This window comes from Curtobacterium sp. Csp1 (genome assembly GCF_013347185.1).
Map to the genome: position 1 here is coordinate 2,078,285 of NZ_CP054594.1, position 18,661 is coordinate 2,096,945.

Annotated in this window: 17 protein-coding genes; 12 read left to right on the forward strand and 5 right to left on the reverse strand. The window is 72.8% G+C overall.

From position 1 onward, the window contains the following. Positions 1 to 116: 116 nt before the first annotated feature. From HUN58_RS09940 to HUN58_RS09970, 7 genes are all read left to right on the forward strand, one after another. A complete protein-coding gene (locus HUN58_RS09940; protein ID WP_217488598.1) occupies positions 117 to 743 on the forward strand; it encodes a response regulator transcription factor in 627 nt (208 codons plus the stop codon). Further along, positions 736 to 1,953: a sensor histidine kinase gene (locus tag HUN58_RS09945; RefSeq protein ID WP_180225764.1), complete on the forward strand. Its 1,218-nt coding sequence runs from the start codon at positions 736 to 738 to the stop codon at positions 1,951 to 1,953. The genes HUN58_RS09940 and HUN58_RS09945 overlap by 8 nt, the downstream gene beginning before the upstream one ends. A gap of 79 nt (positions 1,954 to 2,032) precedes the next feature. After that, complete coding sequence (locus tag HUN58_RS09950; protein ID WP_180225765.1) at positions 2,033 to 4,081, forward strand: bifunctional lysylphosphatidylglycerol flippase/synthetase MprF; 2,049 nt, start codon at positions 2,033 to 2,035, stop codon at positions 4,079 to 4,081. Further along, positions 4,078 to 5,391: an esterase family protein gene (locus HUN58_RS09955; protein ID WP_147281444.1), complete on the forward strand. Its 1,314-nt coding sequence runs from the start codon at positions 4,078 to 4,080 to the stop codon at positions 5,389 to 5,391. The genes HUN58_RS09950 and HUN58_RS09955 overlap by 4 nt, the downstream gene beginning before the upstream one ends. A gap of 99 nt (positions 5,392 to 5,490) precedes the next feature. Then, on the forward strand, positions 5,491 to 5,883 hold the full coding sequence (locus tag HUN58_RS09960) for a lactococcin 972 family bacteriocin (RefSeq protein ID WP_141860003.1): 393 nt from the start codon (positions 5,491 to 5,493) through the stop codon (positions 5,881 to 5,883). 70 nt (positions 5,884 to 5,953) lie between these two features. After that, positions 5,954 to 7,966, forward strand: coding sequence for a hypothetical protein (locus HUN58_RS09965; protein WP_208745490.1), 2,013 nt, complete (start codon positions 5,954 to 5,956; stop codon positions 7,964 to 7,966). Continuing rightward, complete coding sequence (locus HUN58_RS09970) at positions 7,963 to 8,598, forward strand: ABC transporter ATP-binding protein (RefSeq protein ID WP_141859998.1); 636 nt, start codon at positions 7,963 to 7,965, stop codon at positions 8,596 to 8,598. Before HUN58_RS09965 ends, HUN58_RS09970 begins: the two co-directional genes overlap by 4 nt. A 48-nt stretch (positions 8,599 to 8,646) precedes the next feature. Here HUN58_RS09970 and HUN58_RS09975 read toward each other — a convergent pair whose 3' ends face one another. After that, complete coding sequence (locus tag HUN58_RS09975) at positions 8,647 to 9,219, reverse strand: GNAT family N-acetyltransferase (RefSeq protein ID WP_180225767.1); 573 nt, start codon at positions 9,217 to 9,219, stop codon at positions 8,647 to 8,649. Positions 9,220 to 9,354: 135 nt separating this feature from the next. Here HUN58_RS09975 and HUN58_RS09980 point away from each other — a divergent pair, with 135 nt between their 5' ends. Next, positions 9,355 to 10,398: a hypothetical protein gene (locus tag HUN58_RS09980; protein WP_180225768.1), complete on the forward strand. Its 1,044-nt coding sequence runs from the start codon at positions 9,355 to 9,357 to the stop codon at positions 10,396 to 10,398. A 116-nt stretch (positions 10,399 to 10,514) separates the two neighbouring features. After that, entirely contained in the window at positions 10,515 to 11,231 is a 717-nt protein-coding gene (locus HUN58_RS09985; RefSeq protein ID WP_180225769.1) for a hypothetical protein, read from the forward strand. A gap of 12 nt (positions 11,232 to 11,243) precedes the next feature. Here HUN58_RS09985 and HUN58_RS09990 read toward each other — a convergent pair whose 3' ends face one another. The 4 genes from HUN58_RS09990 to hisC all read right to left on the reverse strand — a co-directional run bounded on the left by HUN58_RS09990 (position 11,244) and on the right by hisC (position 16,142). Beyond that, positions 11,244 to 12,824 carry a dihydrolipoamide acetyltransferase family protein gene (locus HUN58_RS09990; protein ID WP_208745491.1) on the reverse strand — a complete coding sequence of 527 codons (1,581 nt, stop codon included), beginning with the start codon at positions 12,822 to 12,824 and terminating at the stop codon, positions 11,244 to 11,246. A 32-nt stretch (positions 12,825 to 12,856) separates the two neighbouring features. Beyond that, positions 12,857 to 13,816, reverse strand: a complete 960-nt coding sequence (locus HUN58_RS09995) for an alpha-ketoacid dehydrogenase subunit beta (protein ID WP_114850442.1) — start codon at positions 13,814 to 13,816, stop codon at positions 12,857 to 12,859. 89 nt (positions 13,817 to 13,905) lie between these two features. Then, positions 13,906 to 15,039 (reverse strand): thiamine pyrophosphate-dependent enzyme, encoded by a 1,134-nt coding sequence (locus HUN58_RS10000; protein ID WP_180225771.1) that lies wholly within the window; start codon positions 15,037 to 15,039, stop codon positions 13,906 to 13,908. Positions 15,040 to 15,044: 5 nt separating this feature from the next. Beyond that, positions 15,045 to 16,142 (reverse strand): histidinol-phosphate transaminase, encoded by a 1,098-nt coding sequence (gene hisC / locus HUN58_RS10005; protein WP_114850391.1) that lies wholly within the window; start codon positions 16,140 to 16,142, stop codon positions 15,045 to 15,047. 87 nt (positions 16,143 to 16,229) lie between these two features. On the opposite strand from hisC, the gene HUN58_RS10010 reads away from it, so the two are divergent. The 3 genes from HUN58_RS10010 (at position 16,230) to purB (ending at position 18,606) form a co-directional block, all read left to right on the forward strand. Beyond that, the gene (locus tag HUN58_RS10010; protein WP_114850392.1) at positions 16,230 to 16,628 is read left to right on the forward strand and encodes a phage holin family protein; all 399 of its coding nucleotides are present in this window, start codon (positions 16,230 to 16,232) and stop codon (positions 16,626 to 16,628) included. Between the two features lie 83 nt (positions 16,629 to 16,711). Further along, positions 16,712 to 17,224, forward strand: coding sequence for a low molecular weight protein-tyrosine-phosphatase (locus HUN58_RS10015; RefSeq protein ID WP_114850393.1), 513 nt, complete (start codon positions 16,712 to 16,714; stop codon positions 17,222 to 17,224). After that, complete coding sequence (gene purB, locus HUN58_RS10020; RefSeq protein WP_180225772.1) at positions 17,221 to 18,606, forward strand: adenylosuccinate lyase; 1,386 nt, start codon at positions 17,221 to 17,223, stop codon at positions 18,604 to 18,606. Before HUN58_RS10015 ends, purB begins: the two co-directional genes overlap by 4 nt. Positions 18,607 to 18,661: the final 55 nt, after the last annotated feature.

Consider the following 18,661-nt stretch of genomic DNA (forward strand, 5'->3'; position numbering starts at 1 on the left):
CTCTGCTCCGTCGCTCGGCGTACTGGTCGTGCAGGTGGTCATGCGCGGACATGACCAGTGGGCCTCACAGTAGCGATTCGATCGGTGTTCGCCAACGTCGTGACAAGATGACGCCCGTGACCACGGTGGTGATCGTCGACGACGAGACGCTCGTCCGCTACGGCTTCGAGCTCATCCTCGGCGCCGCGGCGGACATCGAGGTGCTCGCCACGAGCGGGGACCTGGACGCGGTGGAGACCGTGCGGCGGCACCGACCCGACGTCGTGCTGCTCGACGTGCGGATGCCCCGGGTCAACGGACTGCAGGTGCTCGCCCAGCTGCGCGAGCTGCCCGAACCGCCCGCCGTCGCGATGCTCACGACGTTCGACACCGACACGCAGGTCGTCGCCGAGGCGATGGACGCCGGTGCGGCCGGCTTCCTCCTCAAGGACACCGACCCCGAGTCCCTCGCCGAGTACGTCCGGGCGCTGGCCCGCGGGGGCATCGTGCTCGCCCCCGGCGTCGACCGCACCCGCCTGTTCGCGCTCCGCCGGAGCACCGTCCCGCCGGAGCTGTCCGACCGAGAGCACGCCGTCGTGCGACTCGTCGCCGAGGGCGCGAGCAACCCCGAGATCGGCCAGCGCATCGGCGTCAGCACCGGCACCGTGAAGGAGGACGTGCGCGCCCTGCTCGCCGCCTTCGGCGTCACCACGCGCGTCCAGCTCGCGCTCCGCGCGGCCGAGGCCGGACTGCTGGATGGCTGAGTCCGCCGGGCGGGTCCGGGCCGCGCTGACGCGTCTGGACGGGAGGCTCGAGGGACTCGTCGACGCCGGCCTGCGCCGGGCGCGCACCCGGAAGGCGCCGTGGTGGGTGGTCGACGCCGTGTTCCTGGCGGCTGCGGTCGTCGACGCGGTGCTCGACCTGTCGGGAGCCACCACGACGGAGATCACGCTGTCCCTGGTCGCCGCCGGGGCACTGGTGCTCCGCCGACGCTTCCCCGTGCTGACCTTCGCGCTCACGATGCCCGGGCTCTTCATCGGCTCCGGGGTCGTCGCGGCGAGCATCGCACTCTTCACCCTCGGCGAGCGCACGAGTCGACGGTGGCTGATGCTCCTCGCCGCGGTCGTGCAGTTCGTCGGGTTCAGCGGCTTCGTCGTCGGTCCCCCGCAGCAGCTCGACGAGATCGTCGTGTCCACCGTCTACGCGCTCATCTTCGCCCTCGGACCGCTCGCGATCGGCATGCTCGTCCGCACCCGGGCGGTGCTCGTCGACCGCATCGCCGAACTCCGGGCGTCCCGCGCCGAGGAACGCCGTCGGGGCGCGGAGGTCGCGCTGTCCCGCGAGCGGGCGCTCCTGGCCCGCGAGATGCACGACGTCGTCTCGCACCAGGTCACGCTCATCGCGGTGCAGGCCGGCGGGATGCAGATGGCCGGACGCGACGACCGGGAGCGCGAGTTCGCGCGGACGATCCGGCAGCTCTGCGTCGTGACCCTGCAGGAGCTCCGCGAGATGGTGCAGGTGCTCCGCGCGTCCGGCGGCACCGACCGCGAGATGGCGCCGCAGCCCCTGCTCGGCGACCTCGACCGGCTCATCGCGGCGAGCGGCCTGGAGACCTCGGTCGCGGTCGACCTGCCGGACACCCTGTCGCAGCCGCTGCAGCGCGCCGTCTACCGCTTCGTGCAGGAGGGCCTGACGAACGTCCGGAAGCACGCGCCGGGGGCGAGCGTCCGGATCAGCGGTCGGCTGCACCACGAGCAGGTGCTCGTCGACGTCGTGAACGGGCCGCCGCGTGCCGAGCGACTGGAGCTCCCGGGGTCCGGTCTCGGGCTCATCGGACTGGGTGAACGCGCGTCGCTGCTCGGCGGTCGGCTCGAGTCCGGCCCGCAACCCGGGGACGGCTTCGCGCTGCACCTGCGCCTGCCCGTCGAGCACGTCCCGCCGGAGGTCGCGGTCGGAGCACCACCGCGCGGGTGACCGGCGATGGCCGATCGGCCACCCGGGTTCACGCCACCGCCCGATGCCGGAACGGTGGCACCTCGGCTGTGATGACACCGTGGCACCCAACACCCTCGTCGCAGCACTCCGCCGGCACCCGGTCTCGACCGCCGTCGCCGTGGCCTCCGTCGTCCTCGTCGTCACCGCACGCATCGCGCACGCCGAGCCGGACTTCCCGCACCACCCGCCCGTCGCCTGGGCCGCCCTCGTGGTCGTCGTGCTCGCCACCCTGCTCGCAGAACGCACCCTCGGATCGCTCCGCACGGCGGCCATCGGCGTGCTCGCTCCCCTGGCCGCCGCCGGGACGACCCTCCTCGCCGTCACGGTCGGCGCCGCCATGGGCGAGGCGCACGCCGAGACCGCGGCGGGCCAGCCGCTCTTCGCCCCCTCGATGGTCGCGACGGCCCTCGTCGGCGCCGCCTCCGCGACGATGCCCGTCGGCCGCCGTCGCCGGATCCGGGCCGTCCTCTGGACGGTCGTCCTGACCCTCGTGCTGTTCGCCGGGCACGGGTCCGACACCGCGCGTGCCCTCGCGACCCTGTTCGGGACCGCAGCCGGCGCGATCGTGGTGCGCCGTGCCTCCCGGCCGGCCCCGGAGCGCCCGCGGACCGCCGCCCGTCCCGCCGTCCAGCCCCGTTCGGTCGTCGTCGCGACGCTCGCGTCGCTCGGTGCCGGCACGCTCGTGACCCTCGTCGTGCCGCAGCCGGACGGCGTGCTCTCGCCGTTCGCGGACGCGATGAGCGACCGGGCGACCGTCCTGGTCGGCATCCTGCTCCTCGCCGCCGCCTGGCTCGTCCACCGCGGCCGTCGGACCGGTGTCGTCCTGGCCGCCGGGCTGCTCGTCGTGCTGACCGCCGTGCTCGCCGACGTGTTCCTCATCGAGCCGATGAGCGAGGGCTTCGTGCAGTGGCGGGGCCTGACGATGGACGAGGTCGAGTGGCAGGTGACGCTGCTCGGCGCCTGGGCCGTGCCCGCCGCCGTGCTGCTGGCCGTCGTACTCCTGCGCGGCCGGCTCGTCCGGGCCCGCTTCGCCGCGGCGACCCTCGGCGACACGGGCTACCGGGAGATGCTCCGCGACGGGGACGCCGGTACCCTCGGCCACATGGGGACGTGGACCGGCAACGCCACCTGGACCCACCCCGACGGGCTGGGCGCGGTGGCCTACCGGGTGCACGGCGACGTCGCCCTGACCGTGTCCGACCCCGCCTGCGCCGCCCGTGACCGCGCCGAGGTCGTCACCGCCTTCGCCCGAGCCTGCGAGCGGAACGGCTGGACGCCCGCGTTCACGAGCGTCCACGAGTCCGTCCGCACGATCCTCGCCACCGAGGGCTGGGCGTCCTTCCCGGTCGGCGTCGAGTCGGTGCTCGACGTGACGACGTTCGACCTGCGCGGCAAGAAGCGGCAGGACCTCCGGACGGCGTCGAACCGCGCCGACCGCGAGGGCCTGCGCGACGAGTGGACGACCCTGGCCGCGCTCGACCCGGCGATGCGCGCCCAGGTCGAGGCGATCTGCACCCGCTGGGCGGCCGACCGGCGTCTGCCGGAGATGGGCTTCACGCTCGGCGGCTTCCGCGAGCTCGACGACCCCGACGTGCGGCTCCTGCTCGCCGTCACCGCCGACGACCGCGTCACCGCCGTGACCAGCTGGCTGCCCGTGCACGAACACGGCACCCTGACCGGCTACACGCTCGACGTGATGCGCCGCGGCGAGGACGGGATGCCCGGCGTCATGGAGTTCCTCATCGCCCGCACGGCCCTGCGTGCCCGCGAGGCCGGTCTGACCACCATCAGCCTGTCCGGCACGCCGCTCGCGCCGCACACCGACGCCGGCTCCTGGGTCGCCCGCGGGTCCGCGCTGCTCGCCCGGGTGCTCGAGCCGGTGTACGGGTTCCGGTCCCTGCAGCGGTTCAAGGAGAAGTTCGGCGCCCGGCACGAGCCGCTCTGGCTGGTCGTGCCGAGTGCGTTCCAGGCACCCCGGGTGGCCCGGGCCCTGACGAGCGCGTACGTGCCCGGACTCCGCCCGAAGCACCTGTGGGCCCTCCGGCAGGCGCACACCGCCACCGCCGAGCCCGTCGCGCCGGCACCCGTCGGCGCGGGCAGCCGGTGAGCCCGACCGAGTGGCTGCTCGCGACGCCGCTGCAGGCGCCGAACAAGCTCGTCCCGATCGACACGGCCTTCGTCGTCCTCGCCCTCGTGGTGCTGCTGCCGGCGGTCCGGCGGTGGCGTGACCGCGCGGCCTGGCGACGGGTGGCCTGGCGAGCAGGGATCGCCCTCGCCGGCGCCGGACTGGTGCTCGTCGCGTGCTGGTTCACGACCTCGGTCGTCGACCTGTTCGGCGTCGCACTGAGCCCGGTCACACAGATGTGGAGCGCCTTCGCCGGTGCCGCCCTCGCCCTGGCCGTCACCGGGATCGTGCACGGCGGCGGGTGGCGGCGGGCCCTCGCGATCGTGCTCGTCCCCGCGGCGCTCGTCGTGCCCGCGCTCGGGATCAACGTCGAGTTCGCGAAGTACCCGACCCTCGGCACCGTCGTGCAGAGCGACCCCTACCCGACCTACCACGCGGGGGCCCGGTCGACCGCGCACCCGACCCCTGGCGGCCCGACGGCCTCCGCCACCCCGGCGATGCCCGCGTCCGGGCAGATCGTCTCCGCGGACATCCCGGGCACGCGCTCCGGCTTCCACCCCCGGCCGGCGGCGATGTACCTGCCGCCGGCGGCGCTCGTCCCGGACCCGCAGCCACTCCCGGTCGTGATCGCGTTCTCCGGGCAGCCGGGCGCCCCGAGCGACCTGTTCACCGCCGGACAGCTCGCCACGCCCCTCGACGAGTACGCCCGGGCCCACGGCGGTCGAGCGCCCATCGTCGTGTCGGTCGACCAGCTCTCCTCGCCGGGGCTCAACACGATGTGCGTCGACTCCCGACTCGGGAACGTCGACACCTACGTCACGCAGGACGTCCCAGCGTGGATCCTCGCGAACACCCCCGCGACGACCGACCGCAAGGCCTGGGGGCTGACCGGGTTCTCGCAGGGGGCGACCTGCACGATGCAGTTCCTGTCCGGTCACCCGGGTGACTTCGGCGCTGCCCTCGCCGTCTCGAGCGAGCTGCAGCCGATCGACCAGAGCCCGCGGCACAGCGCCGACGAAGCCTTCGGCGGCTCGATCGCGCGGTGGCAGGCCGCGGCGCCGATCGCCCTGCTGCGGCAGAACGGGCTCGCCGGGCACAGCGTGTGGCTCGTCGCGGGGTCGGTGGACGGGGAGTTCACGGCGAACGCGCGGAAGCTCGGCGCTGCTGCGACGGCAGCCGGGGCCCGGGTGTCGGTGTCGAGCGCGCCGGGGAGCGGGCACGACTGGAACACCGTGCAGTGGGCGTTCCGGACGGACGTGACACCGTTCTGCGACGCGCTGTTCGCCCAGTGATCGAACAACCGATATACAACGTTCCAGAGGCCTGGACATCAGTTCCGGTTGCTGCCATCGTGGTCGTGCCCGTTCCGGGCACACCACGAAGGGGGAACGATGAACCGCACACACAAGCACATGCTGGTCGGCCTCGCGCTGACCGTCGGCCTGGTGGCCGGCACCGCCGCGACGGCGACGGCCGCGCCGCTCGAGCAACTCGGGTCCGGTCCTGACGCCGGCGGTGTCGTCCTGTCCACCGCGGACACGACCACGGTCTCGAGGACGACGGGCGTCGGCGGGACAGCCCGCGGCGGCGACGGAGCGTTCTGGCAGTACGGCGTGAGCGGCGGCGACGTCTGGTCGAACTACTTCCGCGAACGGAGCTGTCACGGCGCGACGGCGGTGGGGAAGAAGACCAAGCGCGTGACGAACGTACCGGGCGGCAGGTACGCCTACGCAGCGACCCCGAAGGCCGGCAGCGGCAACCAGGCGTACTACCACAACTGCTGACACGCAGGGCGGGCGCCCCGGCGGCGCCCGCCCTGCTCGGGGACCGAGGGGAACGCACGTGTCGCACCGGATGCTGCAGCTCGCATACGCCGTGCCCGCCGTCCTCGCGGTCGTGCTCGGCTTCGTCGGGCTGCTCCAGGTCGCGGAGTCCGGCGCGGTCGGTAGCACCGGGACGGTGACGGCCACCGCCGGCGCCGCGACGGGATCCAACGAGCGCGTCGCCGCGGCGCTCGAGCGCGTCGCCCGGACCGAACACGTCACCATCGTCCGCTTCGTCGCCGACCGCGCCTCGCCCGTCGATCGTCGGACGGCGCTCACGACCGGGGCACCCGGGACGCGTGGCGCGACGTGGCTGCGGACCGGCTACCCGGACTTCTCCCGTGGCATGTCCACCCGCGTCGAGCCGATGGCGGCGCTGGTCGAATTCGACCCCACCGGGACCTACGAGCTCGACGGGAGCGACCTCGCCCGGAGTGCGACGGTCGACGCGCTGCGCAGCGTCGGCTACGAGGCGTCGTCGGAGGCGATCCCGCTCGCACGGCGGCTCGGCATGAGCGACCGACTCGACGGGACGCTCGGGCTCGTGGGACTCGTGGTCACCGGCGCGGTCGTCCTGTGCCTGGTCGGGACCGTGGGAGCCCCGCGGCGGTACGCGGTGCAGCAGGCGTTCGGCCGGAGCAGCGGCGCGGTCCTGCTCGGCGAATGCTCCGTCGTGCGAGAACTGCTCCCCCTGATCGGGGTCGCTGTCCCGACGGGAGCCGCCGCGCTCTGGTGGTACAACCGCCTCGCGGACGTGGGCCCGTTCGTGCTGGCGGTCGCGGCGATCGCCGCCGTGCTCCTCCTCCCCGTCATCGCGGCGCACGGCGTCGGCGTCCTGGCCGCGCTCCGCGTGCCGATGGCGGAGGGGGTCCGCGGTGCGCGCCCGACCGCCCCGCTCGTCGCACTCGCCCAAGTTGCGCGGTTCCCGGCGGTGCTCCTGCTCGTCGCCGCGGTGTTCGACCTCGTCGGCGCGACCGCGGTGGCGCGGTCGGGTTCGATGGACCGCGACCTCCGTGCCGCCGGTGCGAGCGTGCAGCTCTGGGTCACGCCGGACCCACGCCCGGTCGACACGCAGGAGTACTGGGACCGCATCGGGGACTTCGCGGCGTCCGCACTCGTGGACGGCGGCGCGATCCTCGCCGCGCCGGTCGAAGTGCCGGTCGGTGCCGCGCGCTCGACCGTCCCGGTGCTGTTCGTGGACGACGGGTACCTCCGGCTCCGGGACGTCCGCGCGACCGACGGCTCGCGTGTCTCGCCCGGCAGCACCCGACCGGCGGTGTGGCTCCCGGACGGGACGGACCTCGACGGGACGGGGCTCGTCCGGGCGCTTCGAGACTGGGACCTGCGGAACGCCGCAGAGCCGGGCGTGCACCTGTCAGCCGTCCGGCTGGCCGACGGTCCGCTCTACACCTTCCCGGGCGACGCGACGACCCCGACGTGGCTGGACGACGCCGCGCTGGTCGTCGTGCCCGACCCTGCCCGTGTCTTCACACCGGACCAGCTCGGGTCGTGGCTGTCGAGCGGCGACGTCGTCTTCCGCACCCGGGCCGACGCCGAGCGCAGCATCACCCGCGCTGGGATCGGACGCGAGTTCAGTGCCGTCGTCGACGTCGGGCAGGCCGCGGCCGAGGAGGCACGACGCGCGCGCCTCGCCGTCGGCGTCGGGACGGCAGCGGTGGTGAGCGGGCTCGCCGTCGCGGTGTCGCTCTCGGTCCTCGCCACCGCGGCACACCGACGGCGTTCCGGCCGACGGCGCTTCGTGCTCGCCACGGCCGGGGTGTCCGGACTCCGCGCGGACCTGGGGCTGTTCGCGGTCGAGTTCATCCTCGTGGCCTGCGGAGTCGTCGCCGTCGTCGAAACCTGGGTCGGCCGACGTCCGGACGGGACCGGGTTGCACTCCGTGCTGGACCCCGTCGCCCGCGCGGCGGACCCCGCGGCGCTGCTCGCTGCCGCGGTCGTCGTCACCCTGGCCGCCGTCGGAGTGGTCGTCGTCGGCTCGACGGCCCGGACCGTCGTCCGGGAGCGAGGAGCAGGAGCGCGATGATCGAGGTCCAGGACGCGTCGAAGCGCCGCGGCGGTCGGCTGTTGTGGCACGGGTTGTCCTTCCGCGTCGAACCCGGGGAGGTCCTCGCCCTCCGCGGCCCGAGCGGTTCAGGCAAGTCGACCCTGCTCGACTGCATCGGCCACCTCGACACGCTCGACGCCGGCCGCATCATCCTCGACGGTCGCACCGCCGGTGGGAACGCCAGGCGCGCACGCCACATCCGGCGGGACCTGCTCGGGTACCTGTTCCAGGACTTCGGGCTGGTTCCCGACCTGTCCGTGACGGCGAACATCGAGCTGGCGCTCCCCGGTCCACGGCACCGGGTCGGTACGGCGCCGTCGGTCACCGCCGCACTCCGGAGCGTCGGCCTGGACCGCCGCGGTCCGGACCGTGCTCACGAGCTGAGCGGCGGGGAACAACAGCGCGTCGCACTCGCGCGACTGCTCGTGAAGCAGCCCCGCATCGTGCTCGCCGACGAGCCGACGAGCGCGCTCGACGACACGAACGCCGAAGTCGTGCTCACGCACCTGGAGGCGCTGGCTGCGGCCGGCGCTGCGATCGTGGTCGCCACCCACTCCGACGCGGTCAGCGGCTGGGCAGACAGGAGCCTGACCCTGACGACCGCGGACTGACCCGACGCGCAGGAGACGGGCGACAGGTGCCGAACCCCGACGAACGCGTCAGGCGTTGCGCACGAGCCAGGCGAACTGGTCGTCCGTGAGTGCCCGGTCGGCCCACACCTGGCGCTCCACCCCGTCCGGCAGCGGCGCGGCCGAGCTGCCCTGCCACACCATCGCGAGTCCAGCCGCCCGCAGTACCGCTGCGGACGCCGGGTTGTTCGTGAGGACCCGGCCCGTCACCGGCACGTGGGCGTCGACCCGGGCCGCCGCGTCGACGGCGGTTCGGGCGATCTCCTTCGCGTGGCCGTGGCCCCAGGACTCAGGCGCGAGCCGGTAGCCCAGGTTCCACACGTGGCCGGCGGTCATGTCGACGCCACCGACGCCGACGAACGTGCCGTCGGTCGTCCGGACGGCCCACGAGCCGAGCCCGTGCCGCGCGCGACCACCGATCTTCCGCTGCACCATGTCGATGGTGGACGAGCGGGTCGTGTGCCGCGCCGTCGGCAGGTGCGTCCACGTGCGCGCGTCGGAGAACAGCGCGTGCACGTCGTCGATGTCCGCCGGGGTGAGCGGCGTCAGCACCAGGCGATCCGTCCGGATCTCCTGCGCCGGGGTCAGGAGCTGGTGGGCCATGCACCGATCATCGCCCGCGCCACCGACAACGCGGTGAACACCACGCGACGTCCGCGTGATCCGGCCCGGGCGCGCGGGGAGCCGCAGGCCGGCCGATCTTCACTCTCTGACCGTTTTTCACTGTACAGTGAAAACATGTCTGCGGGTGAAGAAGCGAGGCGAGCGTTGCAGGCCGCGCTCCCCCCTGGGTCCGTGGTGCTCGCGCCGAGGTCCGACGGGCACTTCGTCGCGACGCTGCCGGACGGCTCCCGTCGCGCGTTGCACCTCGGATGGGCCGGGTACGGCTACCCACGCGACGTGCAGCGCACCCTCGCCGATCCTGACCTGGTCCGCGCGCGCGACGACGACCACCTGATCGTCGTCGCTGCGCACGCGGTCTCCGCCGGGGCTCGACAGCTCCTGCAGGCCGCGGGAGCATCCTGGGTCGGTCTCGACGGCTCGGCCAGCCTGCACCTCGGGACGGTCTGGGTCGACCGAGACGCCACCCGCGAGCATCCCGCGTCCGGCAGCGTCGCTTCGTGGTCACGGGGCCGTGCAGACGTCGCGGAGGCACTGCTCGCGATGCTCTCCGGCGACCGCTCCCAGGGGCCGTTGCCCGTACCCGACGTCGAGAGCATCGCCCGGCTGTCCGGCCGATCGCTCGGGACCGTCGCGAACACCCTCGCCCGCTTCGACGCCGAGGGGTGGACGAGCGCCGGCGGCCGATCCAGGGGCAGGCTGCTGACGAACGGACCGGCACTCCTCGACTCCTGGACGGCGTGGGAGACGTCACAGCGGAGGCGCTTCGACGGGTTCCACTCCGTCCACCGTCACCCCGAACGGGTTGTCGCACAGCTCGTCGAGGCCTTCGGGAACTCCCTCATCCTCACCGGGGTGTCCTCCAGTGAGACCGCAGTCCCGACGTTGACGGGGAGCTGGGTGGTCACGGCCTACGTCGAGACGACGGACGGATGGCCGGACATCGATGCGGGGACGCGCCGCGCGAAGCTGATCCCGGCCGCAGTACCGAGGCTCCGCCTAGCGCCCGCGACGCCGGTCATCCGGGACACGACCACGGTGCGCGCAGGGATCCGTGTCGCCTCCTCGGCTCGGACCTACGCGGACCTCCGCGCGGGCGGCGACCGGGAGCAGGAGGCGGCCGACCGGTTCCGCAGCACGACGATGCCGGCGTTCTCGTGAGCGGTCCCGGTACTCCGCGGACCAGGCGTGCGCGCGAACTCGCAGAGTCGGCGTACGGCAGCCTGTTGCGGGCGGTCGGGCACCGGCGGGACCGGCTCCTGCTCATCGGGGGTCTGGTGCCCGAACACCTCGTCGAGTCAGAGGACCCGCACCAGGGGACGAACGACGTGGACGTGCTCCTCGACATCGGCGTGGTCTGGGACCGCGACGAGCTCGACTTCGCCTGGCTCGAGGATGCGCTCCGCCGCGTCGGCTTCGTCCCGGCATCGCCGAACACCGGCTGGCGTTGGGTCGTGGACGTCGACGGGTTCCCCGTCCTGGTGGAGTTCCTCGTCGACGTGGCCGACAGCCCCGACCAGGAGATCGCGCTCCCGGGCGCGAGCACCCTCGGCGCGAAGAACCTCCGCGGTCCGGGGCCGGCGCTCCGGGACGTCGAGTCCGCCGTCGTCGCCGGGCAGGACACGAGGATCACGGGCCTCGGCGGCTACCTCGCCGCGAAGGGAGCCAGTGCCTACTGGCGGCGGGGCGACAAGGACCTGTACGACTTCGCCTGGGTGCTCGTCGCGGATCTCCGCGCCGCGCAGCCTCGCGCCGCCGCAGCGGTGTCGACCGTGCTCGACCGGGACGGCGACCGCGACCGGACCGACGCGGTGCTGGCGGCCTGTCGCCTGTTCGACGACGACCGATCCCCCGGCGCGCTGGCGTTCGCGGAACTCTCCGCCGCGGCGGGGAGCACCGACACTCCCGAGGAACTCGCGCTCGACGCGGTCGTCGCGGTCGAGGCCTTCGGTGCAGCGCTGCGCTCACTCCTGGCTCACCGGCAGGAGCACTGAACCCGCAGGCGCTCAGTCGAGCAGGAGCGCCGGCTCCTCGATGATCGACGCGATGTCGGCGACGAAGCGCGAGGCCACGTCGCCGTCCACCACGCGGTGGTCGAACGAGGCGCCGATCGTGGTCACCATCCGCGCGCGGACCTCGCCGTCGACGACCCACGGCTTCGGCTTGATCGTGCCCATAGCCACGATCGCGACCTCGCCCGGGTTGAGGATCGGCGTCCCGGTGTCCATGCCGAACACCCCGATGTTGGTGATCGTCACGGTGCCGTCGGCCATCTGCTTCGGCGTGGTCTTGCCGTCGCGGGCCGTCAGGGTCAGCTCCTCGAGCGCCTGGGCGAGCTCGAACAGGGACATGTCCTGCGCGTCCTTGATGTTCGGCACGATGAGCCCGCGCGGGGTCGCCGCGGCGATGCCGAGGTTCACGAAGTGGTGGACGATGATCTCCTGGTCGGTCCAGGTCGAGTTCACCGAACGGTTGCGGCGGACGGCCCAGATCACGGCCTTCGCGAAGACGAGGAGCGGCGACACCTTCACGCCGGCGAACGTCGGCGACGCCTTCAGGCGCTTGACGAACTCCATCGTGCGGGTGGCGTCGACGTCGACGAACAGCGAGACGTGCGGCGCGGTGAACTTCGACGTGGTCATCGCGGTCGCGATCGCCTTGCGCACGCCCTTCACCGGGATCGTCTCGCGGCGGACGTCGCCCCACTCGGGCGTCTCGATGTTCCGGAAGACGCCGGCCTGCTTGGCGTGCCGGATGACGTCGTCGCGCGTGACCTCGCCGGCGAGCCCGGTGGGCACGACCTCGGTCAGCTCGACGTCGAGGTCCTTCGCGAGCTTGCGGATCGGCGGCTTCGCGAGGACGTTCACGGCGGCGAGGGCCTTGCGCGGGCGCGTGCCCTGGGCGGCGACGGCCTGCGCCGTCGAGTCCTCACCCGGGTCCGACGCGGCCTCGGCAGCCGCCTGCGCGTCCGCACTGGAGGCACGGCTCGCCTCGGCCGCGAGGGCTGCGGCCCGGCGGGCACCCGGCTTGCGACGCGACGGGGACGTGGTCGCCGAGCCGTAGCCGACGAGGACGGCCCCGGAGGACTCGTCGGAGCCGACGACCGTGGCGTGGTCGGCGACCTCGGGGGCCGCCGCGGCGTGACGCGCCGCCGGCGGCGCCGCGGCGGCGGGAGCGGCCGGAGCCGCAGGCGGGGTCTGTGCGGCGGGGGGCTGCGCCACGGGGGCCTGCGCGGCGGGAGCGGGCGCCGGGGTGGACGCGACCACGGGCGAGGTCGGGACGCTGTCGGCGACCGGCGCCGTGCCTCCCGGCTGGACACCGGTGGGTGCACCGGAGGCGACCGACGCGTCGGACTCGACCCGGATGATCGGCTTCCCGACCTCGACCGTGTCGCCCTCGGACACGAGCAGTCCGGTGACGGTGCCGGCGAACGGCGACGGGAGCTCGACGAGGGACTTCGCGGTCTCGATCTCGACGAGGACCTGGTCCACGGCGATCTCGTCCCCGATCGCCACGCGCCACTGCACGATCTCGGCCTCGGTCAGGCCTTCGCCCACGTCGGGCAGGGGGAATTCGGCGGTGGCCACTACGGCTCCTTCGACGGTCAGGACGGTTCTGGTCAGTACGCGAGTGCGCGGTCGACGGCTTCGAGGACCCGGTCGGCGTCGGGCAGGTGCAGGTGTTCGAGCTTCGAGACCGGGAACGGCACGTCGAAGCCGGACACCCGCAGCGGCGGCGCCTGCATCGTGTAGAAGCAGTGCTCGGCGACGGTCGCGGCGATCTCGCTGCCGACGCTGACGAAGCCGGAGGCCTCTTGTGCGATGACGAGGCGCCCGGTCTTCCGCACCGAGGCGAAGAGCGGCTCCCAGTCGATCGGCGAGATCGAGCGGAGGTCGATGACCTCGCAGCTCGTGCCCTCGGACTCGGCGAGCTCGGCGGCCTGCATGAGCGTCGCCACCATCGCGCCGTGGCCGACGAGGGTGACCTCGCTGCCGGTGCGGGCGACGCGCGTCGTGTGCATCGGGACGTGGCCGCCGATCAGGTCGACCTCGCCCTTCGGCCAGTAGCGGGACTTCGGCTCGAGGAAGATCACCGGGTCCTTCGACGCGATGGCCTCCTGGATCATCCAGTACGCGTCGTTCGGCGTGCTCGGGCTCACCACGCGGAGACCAGGGGTGTGCGCGAAGTACGCCTCCGGGGACTCCTGGTGGTGCTCGACGGCGCCGATGTGCCCGCCGTAGGGGATGCGGATGACGACCGGCAGCGACATGTGCGCCGGCAGTCGGTTCTGCATCTTCGCGAGCTGCGAGGTGATCTGGTCGAAGCCCGGCCAGACGAAGCCGTCGAACTGGATCTCGACGACCGGGCGGTAGCCGCGCAGGGCGAGCCCGATCGCGGTGCCGATGATGCCGGACTCGGCGAGCGGGGTGTCCCGGACGCGCGCGGCGCCGAACCGCTCCTGCAGGCCCTCGGTGATGCGGAAGACGCCGCCGAGCTGGCCGATGTCCTCGCCCATCAGCAGGACCTTGTCGTCCGCCTGCATCGCCGCGGCGAGCCCGGCGTTGAGCGCCTTCGCCATCGGCAGGTTCGGGGTGGGGTCGCTCGGGACCTCGCCGGCACCGGGGTGGGCGCGGAGCGTGTAGTCGAAGAGCTGCTCGGTGGTGCTCATCAGTGGGAGCCCCCTTCGTAACCGGCCTCGTAGCGTTCGAGCCAGGCCTGCTGGTCGGCGACCGTCGGATGCGGCTCGCGGTACACGTTCTGGAACATGACGTCGATCGACGGCGGGGTCAGGGCGACCGTGCGGCGTCGGACGTCGGCGGCGATGTCCTCGCCCTCCTCGTCGAACACGGCGAGCTGCGCGTCGGTGACGCCGAGGCTGCGGAGGTACGCGGCCGACCGGCTGATCGGGTCGCGGCGGACCCACTCGGCCAGCTCGTCGTCCTCGCGGTAGCGGCTCGGGTCGTCGGAGCTCGTGTGCGCACCGATGCGGTACGTGTCGGCCTCGACGAAGGCGGGACCCTGCCCGCTGCGGGCGTGGTCGGTCGCGACGACGGACGCCGTGTACGAGGCGAGGACGTCGTTGCCGTCGACCCGGACGCTCGGGATGCCGAAGCCGCGGGGGCGGTCGACGAGCGGACTCGGCGACTGCGTGGTCACCGGGACGGAGATCGCCCAGTGGTTGTTCTGCAGGAAGAAGACCACGGGGGCCTTCGTCGAGGCCGCGAAGACGTAGGCCTCGTTGACGTCGCCCTGGCTGGTCGCACCGTCGCCGAAGTAGACGATCGAGCACGAGTCGACGTCGGGGTCACCGGTGCCGACGACACCGTCGAGCTGCTGGCCGAGCGCGTAGCCCGTCGCGTGCAGCGTCTGCGACCCGATGACGAGGGTCGAGACGTGCGTGTTGCCGCGCTCGTCCGGGTTCCACCCGCCGTGGGTCTGCCCGCGGTACATCGCGATGATCTCCATCGGCTCGACGCCGCGGTGCATCGTGACGGCGTGCTCGCGGTACGACGGGAAGACGTGGTCCTGCGCCCGGAGCGCGAAGACCGAGCCGACCTGTGCGGCCTCCTGTCCGTGGCTCGGCACCCACAGGCCGAGCTGTCCGGTGCGCTGGAGGTTGTGCCCGGCGTGGTCGAACCGCCGGGTGAGGACCATCCGGCGGTGCATCGCCAGCAGGGTCTCCTGCGGGATCGCCCGGGCAGCGGCGGCGTACTCGGCGTTCTCGTCGGTCTCCACGAACCGGCCCTCGGGGTCGAGGAGCCGGACGGTGGTCGACTCGGGTGCCGCGGCGCGGAATGACATGCCGGTCAGCGTAGCGGGCGGTCCGAGGGGGCCATCTGGAGGTCCTCCACAAGCGAGGCCGCTGTTTCGAGGAGTGTTTCCACAGCCTCGTGCTCGCCGATGGAGATGCGGATCCCCTCGTTCCCGAAGGCCCGGACGATGATCCCCGCGCGGTCGAAGGCATCGGCCGCATGTGCGGTACGTTCCCCGGTCGGCAACCAGACGAAGTTGCCCTGCGCGTCCGGCACGTCCCAGCCCTGGTCGCGGAGCGCGGCGACGATCCGGTCGCGGGACTGCGCGAGCTCGGCGACGCGCTCGAGCAGTTCGTCCTCGCGCTCCAGGCTCGCGAGCGCGGCCGCCTGTCCCTGCGCGGTCACGGACAGCGGGATGGCGCACGCGCGGACGGCGTCGAGCACGTACGCCGGGCCGAGGGCGTAGCCGACGCGCAGACCCGCGAGGCCGTACGCCTTCGAGAACGTCCGCAGCACGACGAGGTTCGGGTACCGCTCGAGCAGCGGAGCGCCCCGGACGGCGGTCGGCTCGGTCACGAACTCGGCGTAGGCCTCGTCGAGCACCACGAGCACCGACGACGGCACCCGCGCCATGAAGGCGTCGAACTCGGCGGCGGTCACGACCGGTCCGGTGGGGTTGTTCGGGGAGCAGACGATCACCATGCGCGTGCGCTCGGTCACGGCGGCGGCCATCGCGTCGAGGTCGTGCCCGCCGTCCGGCCGGTTCGGGACCTGCACGCTCGTGGCGCCGGCGACCGTGACGACGCCCGGGTAGGCCTCGAACGAGCGCCACGCGTAGACGACCTCGTCGCCGGGCGCGCTCACGGCGCGGGCGAGCTCGTGCAGGATCGCGACGCTCCCCGGGGCGACGTGCACCTGGTCCGGGGTCAGGCCGAACCGGTTCGCGAGCACCGCGCGGACGGCGAGGGCGCTGGCGTCCGGGTAGCGGTTGAACGCCGTCTGGGCCTGGACCGCCTCGACGACGCCGGGCAGGGGCGGGAACGGGTTCTCGTTGCTCGAGAGCTTGAAGGCGTCCGCGGCGGCCTGCCGACCCTGCTGGTACGCGGGGAGCACCGCGATCTCGGGCCGGATGTGCACGCGCGTGTCAGTCACGCAGACAGCGTAACCGCGTGTCGGTCACGCAGACGGCGTGACCACCGACTCAGCGGAACCGGCGGTGCCGCCGGGCATCATGGCGGCATGCGATTCCTCGTCCGCCTCGTCGTCAACGCCGTCGCGCTCTGGCTCACGACCCTGATCGTGAGCGGCGTCACGGTCGTCCCGTTCGGCACCGGCGACACCACCGCCGTCGTGCTGACGTTCCTGCTCGTGGCGTTCGTGTTCGGCCTCGTGAACGCCGTCGTCGGCACGATCATCCGGGTCGTCGCGTTCCCGCTCTACGTCCTGACGCTCGGGCTCATCTCGCTCGTCGTGAACGCCGTCCTGCTGCTCATCGTCGCCGGGATCTCCGACGCGATGGGCTTCGGGCTGCAGGTCGAGTCGTTCGGCTGGGGCATCGTGGGTGCCTTCGTCCTCGCCGTGTTCTCGTGGCTGATCGGCCTGTTCGTGCGCCCCGCGCTCGACCGGCGCCGTCGGTGACGCGGGCCGGGCGACCGACCGGCACCGTGCCTCCAAGCCGGTGACCGTCGCGCACACGCGCCGCGACCCGTCATGATGAGCACATGACCGAGGACGGCCCAGCACCCTTCCGCGTGTCGTTCGTCTGCAGCGGGAACATCTGCCGATCGCCGATGGCAGGCATCGTCTTCGCGCAGATCGCGGCGGACGCGGGGATGTCCGACCGGTTCCACGTGGAGTCGGCCGGGACCGGGGACTGGCACGTCGGAGAGCCCGCGGACGAGCGCACGATCGCGGCGCTCGCAGCGCGCGGATACGATGGCAGCAGGCATCGCGCCCGCCAGTTCGACCCGGACCGGTTCCCGGACCTCGACCTGGTGGTCGCACTCGACCGATCCCACGAACGCGTCCTGCGCTCATGGGCACCGACCATGGACGACGCCGCCAAGGTGACGCTCCTGTTGCGGTACGACGACGCCTGGCCCCAGCAGACCGACGTACCGGATCCGTACTACGCGGACCGGCACGAGTTCGACCGAGTGCTCTCGACCGTCGAGCGGGCCTGCCGGGCGCTCTTCCGACAACTCGAACCGGCAGTCCGTCAGGGAGCCCCATGACCCCCCTTCCCCCGCAGCCGATCAGCCCGCTCGACGGGCGGTACTACCCGGTCGTGCACACGGTGGGCGAGCACCTCTCCGAGGCCGGCCTGAACCGTGCGCGCGTCGTGGTCGAGGTGGAGTGGCTCGTGTTCCTGACCGACCACGCCATGTTCACGACCTCGCCGCTGAGCGTCGACGACAAGGCCGCGCTCCGTCGGGTCGTCGAGACCTTCGGGCAGCAGGAGATCGCCGAGCTCGCCGAGATCGAGGCGACGACCCGTCACGACGTCAAGGCGGTCGAGTACTTCGTGCGCCGTCGCCTGTCCGACCTCGGGCTCGACGCCATCGCCGAACTGACGCACTTCGCGTGCACGAGCGAGGACGTCAACAACCTGTCCTACGCGCTCACCGTCCGGGACACCGTCGAGCAGGTGTGGCTGCCGGCCTACCGCTCCGTGATCGCGACGCTGCGCACGATGGCAGAAGAGCTCAAGGCCGTGCCGATGCTGTCCCACACCCACGGGCAGCCGGCCACCCCGACCACGCTCGGCAAGGAGCTCGCGGTCGTCGTCTACCGGCTCGAGCGCGTCCTCGCCCAGATCGAGGGCGGCGAGTACCTCGGCAAGTTCTCCGGCGCGACCGGCACGTTCTCGGCGCACCTGGCCGCGGACCCCGAGGCCGACTGGCCCGCCCTGTCGAAGGAGTTCGTCGAGGGCCTCGGCCTGACGTGGAACCCGCTCACGACGCAGATCGAGTCGCACGACTGGCAGGCCGAGCTGTACGACCGGGTCCGGCACGCGAACCGCATCCTGCACAACCTGGCGACGGACGTGTGGACCTACATCTCGATGGGGTACTTCACGCAGATCCCGGTCGCGGGCGCCACAGGCTCGTCGACCATGCCGCACAAGATCAACCCGATCCGGTTCGAGAACGCCGAGGCGAACCTCGAGATCTCGTCGGCGCTGTTCTCCACGCTGTCCGAGACGCTCGTCACGAGCCGCCTGCAGCGCGACCTCACCGACTCCACCACGCAGCGGAACATCGGCGTCGCGTTCGGGCACTCGCTGCTCGCGCTCGACAACCTGCGCCGCGGCCTGGGCGAGATCGCCGTGAACCAGGTGCGGCTGGCCGAGGACCTCGACCACAACTGGGAGGTGCTGGGCGAGGCGGTCCAGACCGTCATCCGGGCCGAGGTCACCGCGGGGCAGTCGAACATCGAGGACCCCTACGCGATGCTCAAGGAGCTCACCCGGGGCAAGCGGATCGGCCAGGACGAGCTCGTGGCCTTCGTGAGAGGGCTCGACATCTCGTCCGGCGCCAAGGCACGACTGACGGCCCTGACGCCGGCGACGTACACGGGCCTGGCGGACGAGCTGGTCGACCACCTCGAGGTCTGAGGCCCGGGCCCGGGCAGGTCCGGTCCGGTCCGATCCGGTCAGCAAGACGCAACCT